Raw genomic sequence first — 13,159 nt, forward strand, 5'->3', positions numbered from 1 at the left:
GATAGACGACGGGCTAGTGGTGCCGGGGTTGGTACAGTTCCGGCTCGGGCAGCCCAGCGTTGGATCGTACTCGGCGGGACAACCGCTCAATGGATACGAGAGCACTTGTCAGATCACCGACTGACACCTCAAACGGCATGTTGTGGATCGTCTCGCCTCCCACCGTCGCAGTCTCGGCGATGCGGCGGAGGTCGTCGGTGTCGTCTGTGGTCAGCCCTACCTCGGTGAGAGTGGTGGGCAGCCCGACGCGAGTGGTGAATTCGATGAAGTCAATAATGTCAGCGGTGGGAGCGCCCTCGAGCACCAGCTGCGTCAGCGAACCGATATTGACCTTCTGGCCGTGCGCCAGCCCGTGCGTCTGGTCGGCGGCGGTCAGGCCGTTGTGGATGGCGTGTGCGGCGGCGAGCCCGCCAGACTCGAAGCCCAGGCCGGAGAGCAGGGTGTTGGCTTCCACGACCTTCTCCAGAGCCGGAGTCACCACGTTGTCCCGGACGGCGTCCATGGCGGGCAGTGCGTTTTCCCACAGTACGTCCCAGGAGAGCTGCGCGAGCGCGGTACCGGTGAGGGTGGCCAGGCCGCCGGCCATGGTAGTGGCGTTCGACTGGCGCGTGGCGCGGGCCTCGAGCCACGTCGCCAGCGCATCACCCACGCCGGCGGCGAGGAATGACGCCGGTGCATTTGCCACCAGCTGGGTGTCCACAAGGACCAGATCAGGGTTCTTCGGAAAGAATCGGTACTCCTCGAACACGCCCTCATCCGTGTAAATCACGGCGAGCGCCGAGGTCGGTGCGTCGGTGGACGCAACCGTCGGGACGCTTACCCAGCGGATGCCGGCGGCGTAACCGGCCGCCTTCACTGCATCGATCGTGGAGCCGCCGCCGACGGCCACAACGACATCAGCGCTGTGCTGCGTGATGAGTCCGGTCAGCCGGTCCACCTCGCGGGCACTTGGAATACCACCGAAGTCTTCCCGAATCACCGGCAGGCCTGCCCCGCTGAGGGAAGCTTCGACGTCGTGCCCTACGAAACCCCAGACAAGGTCATCAGCAACCAGCAGCGGCGAGTTGCCAAGCGGTGCAAGGAATTCGCCCAGCCGGGTGATGGCATTCTTGCCCTGCACGTATCGGGCGGGGCTGATTACTGTGCGGATCGGTGTGGTCTCGGTCATTTGAATCTCCTTTGATTGCAAGCGTGCTGCACACGTGCCCAGACTAGGTCCGGTCAGCGGAGGAGTATGCAACACATTCTCACCCTGTGAAAAGCGGTCTTCCGCGTTGCCACGGTCGGCAGCAGACTAGGACCCACATGAGAGCAGCGCACCCGAACGAAAGGCAGCAGCATGATCTTCATCGTCGTCAAATTCAAGGTGAAGCCCGACTGGAGCGACCGTTGGCTTGACCTCACCCGAGGCTTTACCGAAGCCACCCGCGCCGAACCGGGCAACCTGTGGTTCGACTGGTCGCGGAGCGTGGACAACCCGAATGAGTTTGTGCTGGTCGAGGCCTTCGAGGACGACGCCGCGGGCGACCACGTCAACAGCGACCACTTCCAGCAGGCGATGAAGGATATGCCGCAGGCGCTGGTCGAAACGCCGCAAATCATCAGCGAGAAGATTTCGGCCAACGGCTGGAACCGCATGGGCGAACTCAGCGTCAACTAAAGAGCGTGCACAACGCGCAGGCGTGAGCACCGACAAAGCTCGGGGCTCACGCTTCGACGCGTCATCTAGCTGTGTTCCTAGTGGCATAAGCCGGTGACACCGGACAAGATAGCCTTATGGGACGCAACGACGCACTCGGAGGCATGGCTTCGGTCCAGAAGGCGTTTGCCCTGCTTGACGTTGTTGCCTCGGATCGGCGCGGGCTGACCGCCAAGGAGATCGCAGCGAAACTGGATATGCCGTTGCCGACCGTGTACCGCCTTCTCAAGCTGCTGGTCGGATCCGAGCACCTCGTCCATCTCAAGAAGGAAAGCCGATACGCGCTCGGGTATAAACTGCACGCGCTGGACATTTCTCTCCGGCGGCAGATCGGTACCCCATCGGCGGTTGCGCGGCTCATTCTCGAACTCCACGCGCGCGGTGACGCTGCAGCCTACTACGCCGTTCACCGGGGAGACCATATTGTCGTGGCGCACGTGGTCGACTCACCGCGCCGCCCGCGCATCACTCCGCTTGGCTTCGGCTTCAACGACGCCGCCCACGCGACCGCGTTCGGGAAAATCCTCCTGGCCGGCATGGAACCGGCAGAGCGCGCTGCCCTCTTGCGTCGGCAGGGCCTGCCCGCGATGACGGCACAAACTATCGGCACGTCCGATGCGCTGGACTCCGAGCTTGACCGGGTCCGCGAAGGCGGCATCGCCATTGAACGTGAGGAGTTCATTGAGGGGGCGTCCTGCATTGCCGCTCCCGTACGCAATGCGGCGGGTCAGATTGTCGGTTCGGTAGCGGTGTCCATGGATGCCGGCGAGTTCGATGCCCGCTCGGCGAAGCTCGCGGTTCTGCTGCGGGACACAGCTGACCGGGTCAGCCGGGCGCTGCGTGCAACGTCAGTGTTGCCGCACGGGCAGTGAACCGCTCCCAACCCTGACAGCCGGAAACTGGCCGGCAGCGCACCCGCGGTGGGGGATCACGGGAGCGCGCCGACCAGAGTTCCGGACCGAACCTCAGATGGCGGCGGAGGCCATCTGCTGTGCCATGTAGTCAGCCTGGCGGATCGCCAGCGCCACAATCGTCAGCGTCGGATTGGCGGCGGCTCCGGTGGTGAACTGGGAGCCGTCCGAGACGAACAGGTTCTTCACATCGTGGGTCTGGCCGAACCCATTGACCACACCGTCTTCCGGCCGGGCACTCATCCGCGCGGTGCCCATGTTGTGGGTCGCTGGGTAGGGCGGCGTGTGGTGCGAGGACAGGGCACCCACCGCCTCGTACAGAAGTGATGCCTGCTGGTACCCATGGTTGCGCATCGCGGTGTCGTTCTCGTGGTCGTCGAAGTGTACGTTCGGCACCGGCAGCCCCAGCCTGTCGGTGACCGCGGTGTTCAGCGTCACCCGGTTGGTCTCCTGTGGCATGTCCTCACCCACGATCCAGAGCCCGGCCGTGTTCTCGTAGTCATCGAGGAGCGACGCGAAGCCCGGACCCCAGGCTCCCGGATCCACAAAGCTGGCGAGGAACGCTGGACCGAGGGCGATGGTCTCCAGGTAGTAGCCGCCGGCGAAGCCCCGGTCGACGTCGTGCCGGGACTCATCTGCGACGAGGCCGGCCATGGTCTCTCCCCGGTACATGTGTACCGGCTTGTCGAACTTCGCATAGACGGAGCCGGTGGTGTGGCGCATGTAGTTGCGGCCCAGCTGTCCCGAGGAGTTCGCGAGACCGTCCGGGAACATCGGCGAACCCGAAAGCATCAGCAGGCGCGGCGTCTCAATCGCGTTGCCGGCCACCGCGACAATCCGGGCGCGCTGGCGCTGCAGGTTTCCATCACCGTCTACGTAGAGAACGCTGTCCACGAGCCCCTCAGCGGTATGCGTGATCTGAACGGCGTGGCTGTTGGGCCGAAGGTCGAGTTTCCCGGTCCTGAGCGCCTTGGGAATCTCGGAGACCAGGATGGACCACTTGGACTTGTTCTTGTCACCCTGGAAGTTGAAGCCGTCCTGGATTGATGCGGGCCGGCCGTCATAGGGTTCCGCGTTGGTGCCGTACGGTCCGGTGGCATAGTGGCGGTAGCCGATGCGCTCGGCGCCGGCGGCGAGCACCTTGTAGTTGTTGTTGGCGGGCAGCGCCGGACGCCCATGGCGATGCGTGCTGCCGATCTTCTGTTCTGCCCTGTCGTAATACGGCGCGAGGTCGTCAAGCGTGATCGGCCAGTCCAGCAGGTTGGCGCCGTCGATCCGCCCGTAGGCGGTGCGGGTCTTGAACTCGTGGGCCTTGAAGCGAGGGGTGGCGCCGGACCAGTGCGTGGTGGTCCCGCCGACCGCCTTCACGAGCCACGCGGGCAGGTTCGGGAAATCGCGGGCAATCCGCCACGAACCTGACGTGGTGCGCGGATCCAGCCAGGCCATCTGGTTGAAGGCCTCCCACTCGTTGTTGTGGTAATCCTCGTTGGTGAGGTGGCCGCCTGCCTCCAGGAGGACCACTTTCACACCCTTTTCAGTGAGTTCGTGGGCGAGCGTGCCGCCACCGGCGCCGGAACCGATGATGACGACGACGTCGGCGTCGTCCTGGTCGAAACGGGCGGATTCGGCGGTGGTCATGATGCTGTGTTCCCTTCGTTGACTGTGTCGGAACCCTTGAAGAGGTCCGAAAACTGCTCCTCGGAGGGCACGCCCCCGGTCTGGCCTGCCGGTTCAGCCCTGTCGGGCGCCTGCTGGGCAATGTCGTACGGCAACGGGCCGATCTCCGTCAGGTCCTCGTCGCTCTCCTCGATCCGCGGCTCAGGCAGCCAGTCGAGGTCGTTGAAACCGCGGTTGATGTAGCCGCCCCTGGAGAAGGACTCGCCCTCGTAACCGAGGACGTCCCAGACTTCCGGATCGTCGTAGAAATTCAGGACGGTGGTGCGCCGGATGAATCCGAAGAAGTCCAGGTCGCTGATGCGCTTGAGCACGGCGAGCGCGCGGTCGTCCGGAAGGTCCAGGAAATGCTCCTCTGTGAGCGAGTCAAGGGTGAGCAGGCCTTGGGTCAGCGCCACCCGGAACCACGTGGACGCCTGCGCCTCCGACACGATTTTCTCGGTCATGCGTTCGTACGGCCCGTCGGGGACCGCTGGATGCGGGAAGGCTACGCGGATGATGCGTGTCAGCGTGCGCCGGGCCTCCTCCGACAGTTGAAGCTCATTGAGCGCCGAATACTTTGCGGGATACGCCATGGGAATCACCCTCCGGGTTCAGATGCGTTACTAGGTGGCAGTTAGTGGTTGAGTTTCGGGACGAGAATGCCGCGGCCCACCAGGGCGCCGCTGTCGAGGTCGTGCATGGCCTGTACGGCATCCTCGAGGTCATACTTCTGGGTGTGGAGCGTCACCTTGCCCTGGGCAGTGAGCGTCATGAGTTCGACCAGGTCGGTGTAGGTCCCCACCAGGTTTCCGACGACGTTGATTTCCCGCGAAATGATCTCGATCGTGTCGATATTCACCGCGCCGCCGTAGCCGATGCTGTAGTAGCTGCCGCGGTTGCGCAGCGCTGTGACGCCGAGCGATTCCGTGCCGTGCTCGCCGACGAAGTCAAACACCACGTGCGCGCCGCCGTCCGTGATGTCGAGCAGCCGGCCGGCGTCGCCGTTGCCGTCGGAGGAGGCCGTGACGGTATGGTCCGCGCCCAGCGAGACGGCCAGTTCGAGCGCATCGGGTGAGCGGTCGACGACGGTAACGGTCGCCGCAGTGAGGGCCTTCAGGGACTGGATTCCAATGTGGCCGAGGCCGCCGCTGCCGATGACCACCGCGTGTGATCCGGGCGGCAGTTGCGGAACCGCCTTGCGGACCGCGTGGTACGCGGTGAGGCCGGCGTCGGCGAGGGCAGCGATGTCGGCCGGCTGAAGAGAGGAATCGAGCTTCACCACTGAGCGGGCGTTGGTCCGCATGTATTCGGCCATGCCGCCGTCGACGTTGAGACCGGGGAAGGTGGCGTTGTCGCAGTGAGAATCCTGACCCTCGCGGCAGGCCATGCAGAGTCCGCAGGTCACCAGCGGGTGCATGATCACGGTGTCTCCGGCGCTTACGTTGCTGACGGCGCTTCCCACTTCACGCACCCAGCCCGCGTTTTCGTGCCCGAGGATGTAGGGGAGAGAGGGATGCTGGATGTGATCCCACTGGCCTTCGATGACATGGAGGTCGGTCCGGCAGAGCCCCGCCGCACCCACCTCGACAATCACATCCCAGGGGCCGATGACGGTGGGCTCGTCAACATCATCTAGGTGCGGATCTTCCCGGTACCTGTGCACGCGGACGGCTTTCATGGTCCTCCCTCGACAGCGAAGTGGTGTGACTTCGAGTGTGAGGCGGGTCACCCACTCCGCATAGAGTCGTTATCGCGTGGTGAGAAAGCCGGTAGGGTCGAGGCATTCGGTCTCTGTTCGGCAACAGTTCGACCCAGGAGGTGCTCGATGCACAGCAGCAAGGACGTCCAGCGGATGGAAAAGGGGCACCACCAAGTACTCGTGATCGGAGCTGGGAACGCGGGTATTTCCCTCGCCGCCCGCCTGAAGCGTTACAGGGTGAAGGGTATTGCCGTCGTCGACCCCACCGAACAGCATCTCTACCAGCCGTTCTTCTCCCACATTGCCGGCGGTACAGCGAAAGCGGAAATGGCCGTTCGACCGCAGGAATCCGTGATGCCAAAGGGTGTCACCTGGCACCGGGACTCCGCGACCGCCATTGACCCGTCGGCGAAGACCGTGACGCTCGCGTCCGGGCGGACCTTCACGTATGAGCACCTGGTGGTGTGTCCCGGTATCCAGAAGAACTGGAACGGGATTCCCGGACTGCAGGAAGCCTACGATTCTCCCTACGGCGCAACGAATTACAGCCTCGATTTGGCGGTGAAAGCGTGGCGGCTGCTGAGCGGCCTACGCTCCGGGACCGCCATCTTCAGCATGCCGGACGGCCCCATCACCTGCGGCGGTGCTGCCCAGAAGCCGATGTACCTGGCGTGCGACTACTGGCGCTCGCAGGGCGTGCTGGACAATATCCGCGTCATCCTCGCGGTGCCCACCAGTAGCGTGTACGGCGTCGACGTGGTGGACGAGGAGCTGAACCGCAAGATCACCGAGTACGGGATTGAGCTGCGCTGCACCACGGAGCTCACCTCCGTTGACGCCGACAATCGCGTCGCCACCCTTCGGAACACCGAGCACGGTACGGAGGAACAGATCGGGTACGACGTCCTGCACGCCGCACCGCCGCAATCCGCTCCGGATTGGATCCGCAGCACCGGACTGGCCGACGACGACGGTTTCGTCGCCGTGGACAAGCACACGCTCCGACACATCACCCATCCAACGGTGTGGTCACTCGGCGACGCCGCAGGGACACCGAACTCGAAGTCCGGTGCAGCGCTCCGTCAGCAGACCAAGGTGCTCGCAAAGAACCTGCAGTCTGTACTCAAGGGCAATCAGCCTGGCCAGAAGTACAACGGGTATGGCGCCTGCCCTTTCACGGTGAGCCGCTCCACCGTGGTGCTTGCCGAATTTGATGACACTCTCGCTCCAAAGCCATCCGTTCCCGGCTGGAAGGGTCTGGCAAAGGAGAAGCGACTCACCTGGCTCGTGGAGCGGTATGGGTTCATCCGGCTCTACTGGTACGCCATTCTGAAGGGCCGGGCCTGAGCCGCGAGCCATCCTGCAGGCTTCTCCGAGGACCAGCGCGGCCGGATCGGACCTCAGCCGCGCCTGCGACCCCGGTAGACCGCATCCGCTACGGCGAGCGTGGCGCCGTCCGGACCGCTGGCTTCCCGCGGACGCGACTCGATTGTCCGGTGTTCCCAACCGTCGTCGAGCAGGCCCACAATGTCCTCCGCCGTGAAGTACAGGTCCGGGAGATCGGGACGTGATGCACCGCTCTGCATGTCTGACGGATGGTGCCCGACAATGAGCAAGGTCCCGCCGGGTACGACGGCACGTGCCAGATTCCGGAACAACGGCTCACGTTGTGCGGTGGGTAGGTGCATGTACTGCGCAGTGACGAGGTCGAATGTCCCGGTCGGAGGTTCCCACACGGTCAGATCCTGATGTTCCCAGCGCACCGGCGGGATGGCGGTGCCCCGGTTCTCGCGTTGCTGCTGCTCGTGTTCGGCTGCGCGGGCAAGGGCAACCGCTGAGATGTCGACGCCGGTGACGTGCCAGCCGCGTTCGGCCAGCCAGAGTGCGTCGGCGCCTTCTCCGCAGCCGACGTCGAGCGCTGTGCCGGATGGCAACCCGTGTGCCTCGGTGACCAGTTGCGGATTGGGGCGGCCACTCCAGATGCGCTTCTTTTCGCCATAGCGGGCGTCCCAGAATGCTTCATCGAACTCGCGGGGACCATGGTCATGGTGATCGTGCTGGACGTTGTCGTTGGGTGAATGGTGCGCATGCGGTGATTGCATCAGGAAACCTCCGCTCCCATCCTGCTATCCGACGCGGTGGCCACGGAAGAGGGAATTGTCCCTGGAGAGGGATCCGCTCCTGAAGATGCAACGGCTGCGGAACCTGCTCGGTGTGCCGCCAAATCCTGCTGTAGTTCTTCGGCCATCAGGTCATTGTTGATCGCCATCGCTGCCATTGATCCTGAGGCAGCGGACGGCAATACCTGCAGCATCAGGTTGGCCACGTTGCCTGCGGCCCAGACGCCGTCTACTCCGGTTGCGCCCATTTCGTCCACGGCGATGTGCTCCCCGACGCCCATGGGATGCTGGACCGGGGCGAGACCGAGACTCTCGAAAATTCCGGTGTTGGCGACGAATCGCGGTGCAACGACGAGGGCTTCCAGCGGAACCACACGACCGCCGGTGAGTTCCACGCCGCTGAGGGTGCCGCCGTCGTTCTGGTTCAGGACACGGGCAACCGAGCCGTCCACGACAGTGACGCCACGGGCAGCCAGCTGCTCCCACTCTTCTTCGGTGGGTTCAACGGTGGCATTGAGAAAAAGAGTGATGCTGCTGCTCCACTGGCGGAACAGCAGTGCCTGGTGCACTGACATGGCGCTTGTGCCGAGGATACCGATGTGCTGGTCGCGCACCTCCCAGCCGTGGCAGAACGGGCAGTGCAGCACTTCCTGGCCCCACCGTTCGCGGAGTCCGGGGATATCCGGCAGCACGTCTGTGAGGCCGGTGGTCAAAAGCAGGCGGCGGGAGCGAAGGACCGTTCCGTCGTCGAGCGTGGTGTGGAAACGATTGTGCGGATCGTCGGTGGAAGCGACGCCGACGGCGGTGCCGGAAATTATGACGCCGCCGTACAGCTGTACGTCAGCGCGGCCGGCGGTCACAAGGTCCAGCGGATTCATGCCCTCGCGGGTGAGGAAACCGTGTACGCCGTCGGCAGGGGAGTTGCGTGGGTGGCCGGCATCGACCACCGCGACGCTTCGGCGGGTACGCCCGAGCATCAGTGCCGCGCTGAGGCCGGCAGCCCCACCGCCGATGACGACGACGTCGTATGAGTTCAGTTCAGATGTCATGTATTAATCGTGGAGGGCGGTGTATATATCAGCAAGTAACCTTGCCGATCTGGCAAACTAGTGACTGTGACGGATGAAATTGGTGAAGCGCTTGCGGCAGTGGGTCCGCGTTTGAGGGCGCTGAGGGTGAAGCGGGACGTGACACTCCAGACGTTGTCCGAGTTGACCGGGATTTCGGTGAGTACCTTATCTCGGTTGGAATCGGGCCAGCGTAAGCCCAATCTGGAGTTGCTGCTTCCGCTGGCTCAGGCGCATCAGGTGCCGTTGGATGAGCTCGTGGGCGCACCGACCACCGGGGATCCGCGCGTTCATCTGCGTCCGATCGACATGGGTCGCGGAACGGTGGTTCCGCTTACTCGTAGACCGGGCGGCATTCAGGCCTACAAGCATGTGTTGCATGCCGATATGGCGTTGGAGGAACCAGACCTGAAGGTACACGAAGGATACGAGTGGCTGTACGTACTGAACGGGAACCTGCGGATGGTTCTCGGTGAGCTCGACCTGGTGTTGCCTGCCGGTGAAGCGGTGGAGTTCGACACCCGCCTGCCGCACTGGTTTGGGAAGGCTGACAGGCATGCGGTGGAATTCCTGAGCCTGTTCGGGCGCCAGGGGGAGCGGCTGCACCTTCGGGCAAAGACGACGTAACTGAGGCGCGTTTGCGGTCATGGCCGGCGCAGGTCGGGTGGGCTGGGCTGCTTGGGTGGGCTGAGCTGCTGGGCTGCTCGGATGCGGTCAGTGCAGCTTACTTGGCGTCGGTGCGCCGGGTGATGCGTGCGCAGCAGTGGGGCCCCTCGGGGTCAGGCGTTACCGAGTGTGTGACGTCGCCGCTCCCTTCGAGTGCGCCGGAGAGAAGCGCGCCGTTCATTCCGCACACCACCTCCGAATGACTGCGCGACAGTCGATGGAAGGGGCAGTTGTGCAGCAGGAAGCCACCATCTCCGTCTGGGTGCGGTTCGTAGCCGGATGAATCAAGCACCCCGTCGATGCTGCCGGCTTCCAGGCCAAGGCGACGACCGGCGTCGTACGCGGTTTTTGACAGCGCAGGCTGGATGGCAACGTTCTCTCGAATGGAAGCTTCGATTGCGGCCGCCATCAACTCGGCGGCGAGGTCGTAGCGGCGGTCCGGAACCGATGCCGTTACCTCTGCATGAGCAAGCTGATACAGCTTTGCCGGTCTGCCTGACCCCGGTCCGCTACGTCCACCGAGTTTCCGGAACTCCACGTTGAGGAGTCCGGCATTCACCAACTTCTCCAAGTGGAACAGCAAGGTACTGGCCGAAAGCCCGGTGAGTTCTGCCAGCTGGTTTCGGGTCATTGCTTCGGCGTTGCGCTGGAGGGTTTGGTACACCTCGCGTCGGACAGGGTCACCAAGGGTTGCTACCGACTCCAGCCGCTCATCCAGGTTGGCCTGCAGGCGCAGCGGGGCATCTGACGAGCCGTGACCTGGGCGGGCTGCCGGGCCTGGATCGCCCTCGAAGTCAGACATATGCCGAGCCTATCTGGAGTTTGTTCATCATTGACTTCTTCGGTGTGCGCTTCTAAAGTCAACGATACAATATTTAGAAAGAGGGACGCCATGTCATCGCACTCAGAGGTTGCGCTCCGGCTGTTGGAAGACGACATTGAGCAGGACAGCTCTGTCGGGGCTATCGATCTGGCAGCAGCGAGGTTGGCGGTGGCCGACTTGCTCCGTGCGCTCGGGCGGGACGTGAATGATCCGCACCTCAGCGATACCCCGCGCCGCGTGACGGGCGCTTTTGAGGAAATGCTGACACCCCGGACCACCTCGTGGACTACCTTCCCGAACGACGAGGGGTACAACGACCTGGTGCTCGTAAAGAACATCCCATTCAATTCACTGTGCCAGCATCATCTGTTGCCATTCAGGGGAATCGCGCATATCGGCTATCTGCCGGGGGAACGACTTCTCGGCCTGTCGAAACTGGCGCGGGCTCTGGAGATGTTTTCACGTGACCTTCAGGTGCAGGAGCGGCTCACCAAGCAGGTGGCGGACTGGCTGTCCGACCTGCTCAATCCGCGTGGAGTCGGTGTGGTGCTGGAGGCAGAGCACCTGTGCATGTCGTTGCGCGGTGTGCAGAGTGCCGGTACCACTACCCGGACGGCGACGTTCTATGGCGACCTCGCAGTCGGGGGCCCGCTACGTGACCAATTTCCAAACTAACGCTTCTGCCCAAATTAACGCTTCGTGGCACTGCGCATTCGTACGCCACCCCACCAGAAGAGAGAGTATCCATGGACAACACCAGTTTCCCGGCATCTGATGACGCAATGGTGATCATTGGGGCAGGCCTGACGGGCGCGACGGCGGCCGCAACTTTGCGCGAAGAAGGCTTCACTGGTCCTGTGGTCCTCGTTGGGGCGGAAGGTCAGGCGCCCTATCTGCGTCCGCCGCTGTCGAAGGGCTTTCTTGCCGGCAAGGAGAGCGAGGAGTCACTCCTGCCCTATCCCGAGAAGTGGTACGCAGAGAACGACGTCGAACTCCTCACCTCGGATGAGGCGGTCAGTGTGGATCCCACCGCCCGTACTGTTGCTTTGTCGAGCGGCCGTTCGCTTTCCTATGGTCGGCTCCTGCTCGCCACGGGCGCTGTTCCCAGGCAACTTAATGTGCCAGGTACCGATCTCCAAGGGGTGTACTACTTCCGTACGAAAACAGATAGCCAGCGTCTTCACTCAGAGTTGGCAGGAGGTGGCCGTCACCTTGTGCTTATCGGTTCCGGCTGGATAGGTATGGAGGTTGCCGCAACTGCACGGGAACTCGGCAATGAGGTCACCTTGCTCGGGTTGGAAGAGGTCCCGATGAGTGCGGCGATCGGTCCCAGGCTTGGCACCGTCTTCATGGACCGTCACCGGGAAGCCGGCGTTCACTTCAGGCTGCCGGCTTCGGCGAAAGAGATCAGGGGTGACGATGCAGGCCGTGTCACTGCAGTAGTGACCGATGCGGGTGAAACCTTGTCCGCGGATCTTGTTGTGATCGCCATTGGCGTGGTGCCGCAGACGGCGCTTGCAGAGGAAGCCGGGCTTACCATCGGGAACGGTATTCAGGTCGATTCGGGGCTGCGGACCAGTGCCAAGGGCATCTTTGCAGCTGGGGATGTGGCCAGTGCACTTCATCCTGTCACGGGTCAGTATGCCCGGAGCGAGCATTGGGCGAACGCTATTAGCGGCGGGAAAGTGGCCGCACAGTCGATGCTCGGCCGAGACGCTGTGCTGGACGACATTCCGTACTTCTACACAGACCAGTTCGATCTGGGCATGGAGTATTCCGGCTACGGTGCCCTGGCAAAAGATGCGGACGTGGTGGTCCGGGGCAGCCTCGAAGATCGTGAGTTTGTTGCCTTCTGGCTCCGCGAGGACCGGGTGGTAGCCGGCATGAACGTCAATGTGTGGGACGTGCAGGAGGAAATTCAGGATCTCATCCGGAGCGGCAAGGCTGTAGACCGGGCTGTACTCACTGATCCCGACTCGGATCTGAAGACCGCCTGATAGGGGAGCGGATCCGAGGGCCGCCTGATCTGGAATCGACGCCTGCCACGTGCGCTCGCGGTTCTGTCACCTCTGCCACGCGCTCGGGGCACAGTTGACTTGGCGGTGCTGCGCTCACTCAGACGCCGGCTACGGCGGCATTTCCGCTGGTCAGGGTGGTGCCGTGCCGGTGCTCGTAGACACGTGACTGACGGTGTCTGCGAGTTGGTCGTGGATGGCTTGTTCTACTTGCCAGTAGCGGTTGCGTCTGGGTGTTCGTTGCGGGTCGAGGTATGTCGGTGGTGTGAACCAGGGGATTCCGTGGATTGNGTGGATGGCTTGTTCTACTTGCCAGTAGCGGTTGCGTCTGGGTGTTCGTTGCGGGTCGAGGTATGTCGGTGGTGTGAACCAGGGGATTCCGTGGATTGATGTGACTGTCCAGTTTCCTTCGTGGATCTGGTGGTGGTGTCGGGTGCAGAGCAGCACGCCGTCGTGGATGGTGGTGGTTCCGCCTGCAGCCCAGGGGATGATGTGGTGGGCTT

13 protein-coding genes and 1 pseudogene are annotated in these 13,159 nt (G+C 63.3%); 6 read left to right on the forward strand and 8 right to left on the reverse strand.

Features of this window, described 5'->3' with window-relative positions; all coding sequences use genetic code 11:
* Positions 1 to 13: 13 nt before the first annotated feature.
* A complete protein-coding gene (locus ASH00_RS15725) occupies positions 14 to 1,168 on the reverse strand; it encodes a glycerol dehydrogenase (RefSeq protein ID WP_056550280.1) in 1,155 nt (384 codons plus the stop codon).
* Between the two features lie 171 nt (positions 1,169 to 1,339).
* On the opposite strand from ASH00_RS15725, the gene ASH00_RS15730 reads away from it, so the two are divergent.
* Both ASH00_RS15730 and ASH00_RS15735 read left to right on the forward strand, forming a co-directional pair.
* Positions 1,340 to 1,660: a putative quinol monooxygenase gene (locus ASH00_RS15730; protein ID WP_056550284.1), complete on the forward strand. Its 321-nt coding sequence runs from the start codon at positions 1,340 to 1,342 to the stop codon at positions 1,658 to 1,660.
* 116 nt (positions 1,661 to 1,776) lie between these two features.
* A complete protein-coding gene (locus tag ASH00_RS15735; RefSeq protein WP_056550286.1) occupies positions 1,777 to 2,571 on the forward strand; it encodes an IclR family transcriptional regulator in 795 nt (264 codons plus the stop codon).
* 93 nt (positions 2,572 to 2,664) lie between these two features.
* Here ASH00_RS15735 and ASH00_RS15740 read toward each other — a convergent pair whose 3' ends face one another.
* The 3 genes from ASH00_RS15740 to ASH00_RS15750 are packed head-to-tail and all read right to left on the reverse strand — an operon-like array spanning position 2,665 to position 5,944.
* Positions 2,665 to 4,248, reverse strand: a complete 1,584-nt coding sequence (locus tag ASH00_RS15740) for a GMC family oxidoreductase (RefSeq protein ID WP_056550289.1) — start codon at positions 4,246 to 4,248, stop codon at positions 2,665 to 2,667.
* Positions 4,245 to 4,859 carry a hypothetical protein gene (locus ASH00_RS15745; protein WP_056550293.1) on the reverse strand — a complete coding sequence of 205 codons (615 nt, stop codon included), beginning with the start codon at positions 4,857 to 4,859 and terminating at the stop codon, positions 4,245 to 4,247. Before ASH00_RS15745 ends, ASH00_RS15740 begins: the two co-directional genes overlap by 4 nt.
* A gap of 41 nt (positions 4,860 to 4,900) precedes the next feature.
* Entirely contained in the window at positions 4,901 to 5,944 is a 1,044-nt protein-coding gene (locus ASH00_RS15750) for an NAD(P)-dependent alcohol dehydrogenase (protein WP_056550295.1), read from the reverse strand.
* Between the two features lie 147 nt (positions 5,945 to 6,091).
* Between ASH00_RS15750 and ASH00_RS15755 the strand changes: the two genes are divergently transcribed.
* Positions 6,092 to 7,312, forward strand: coding sequence for an NAD(P)/FAD-dependent oxidoreductase (locus ASH00_RS15755; RefSeq protein ID WP_235563350.1), 1,221 nt, complete (start codon positions 6,092 to 6,094; stop codon positions 7,310 to 7,312).
* A 53-nt stretch (positions 7,313 to 7,365) separates the two neighbouring features.
* Here the strand turns inward: ASH00_RS15755 and ASH00_RS15760 are convergent, their stop codons facing one another.
* Together ASH00_RS15760 and ASH00_RS15765 are read right to left on the reverse strand one after the other, a co-directional pair.
* Positions 7,366 to 8,067, reverse strand: a complete 702-nt coding sequence (locus ASH00_RS15760) for a class I SAM-dependent methyltransferase (protein ID WP_056550298.1) — start codon at positions 8,065 to 8,067, stop codon at positions 7,366 to 7,368.
* Positions 8,067 to 9,134 (reverse strand): NAD(P)/FAD-dependent oxidoreductase, encoded by a 1,068-nt coding sequence (locus ASH00_RS15765; protein ID WP_082566204.1) that lies wholly within the window; start codon positions 9,132 to 9,134, stop codon positions 8,067 to 8,069. The genes ASH00_RS15760 and ASH00_RS15765 overlap by 1 nt, the downstream gene beginning before the upstream one ends.
* Positions 9,135 to 9,200: 66 nt before the next feature.
* Here ASH00_RS15765 and ASH00_RS15770 point away from each other — a divergent pair, with 66 nt between their 5' ends.
* Positions 9,201 to 9,779 (forward strand): helix-turn-helix domain-containing protein, encoded by a 579-nt coding sequence (locus tag ASH00_RS15770; RefSeq protein ID WP_056550345.1) that lies wholly within the window; start codon positions 9,201 to 9,203, stop codon positions 9,777 to 9,779.
* 97 nt (positions 9,780 to 9,876) lie between these two features.
* On the opposite strand, the gene ASH00_RS15775 is transcribed toward ASH00_RS15770, so the two are convergent.
* Entirely contained in the window at positions 9,877 to 10,620 is a 744-nt protein-coding gene (locus tag ASH00_RS15775) for a helix-turn-helix transcriptional regulator (protein ID WP_082566205.1), read from the reverse strand.
* Positions 10,621 to 10,710: 90 nt separating this feature from the next.
* On the opposite strand from ASH00_RS15775, the gene folE reads away from it, so the two are divergent.
* Together folE and ASH00_RS15785 are read left to right on the forward strand one after the other, a co-directional pair.
* A complete protein-coding gene (folE, locus tag ASH00_RS15780) occupies positions 10,711 to 11,316 on the forward strand; it encodes a GTP cyclohydrolase I (RefSeq protein ID WP_056550301.1) in 606 nt (201 codons plus the stop codon).
* Between the two features lie 71 nt (positions 11,317 to 11,387).
* A complete protein-coding gene (locus tag ASH00_RS15785; RefSeq protein ID WP_056550304.1) occupies positions 11,388 to 12,638 on the forward strand; it encodes an NAD(P)/FAD-dependent oxidoreductase in 1,251 nt (416 codons plus the stop codon).
* A gap of 309 nt (positions 12,639 to 12,947) precedes the next feature.
* Here ASH00_RS15785 and ASH00_RS17270 read toward each other — a convergent pair.
* Positions 12,948 to 13,148: pseudogene (locus tag ASH00_RS17270) on the reverse strand (HNH endonuclease signature motif containing protein); the annotation flags it as partial.
* Positions 13,149 to 13,159: the final 11 nt, after the last annotated feature.

It is taken from the genome of Arthrobacter sp. Soil782 (assembly GCF_001428435.1).
Taxonomy (GTDB): domain Bacteria; phylum Actinomycetota; class Actinomycetes; order Actinomycetales; family Micrococcaceae; genus Arthrobacter_D; species Arthrobacter_D parietis.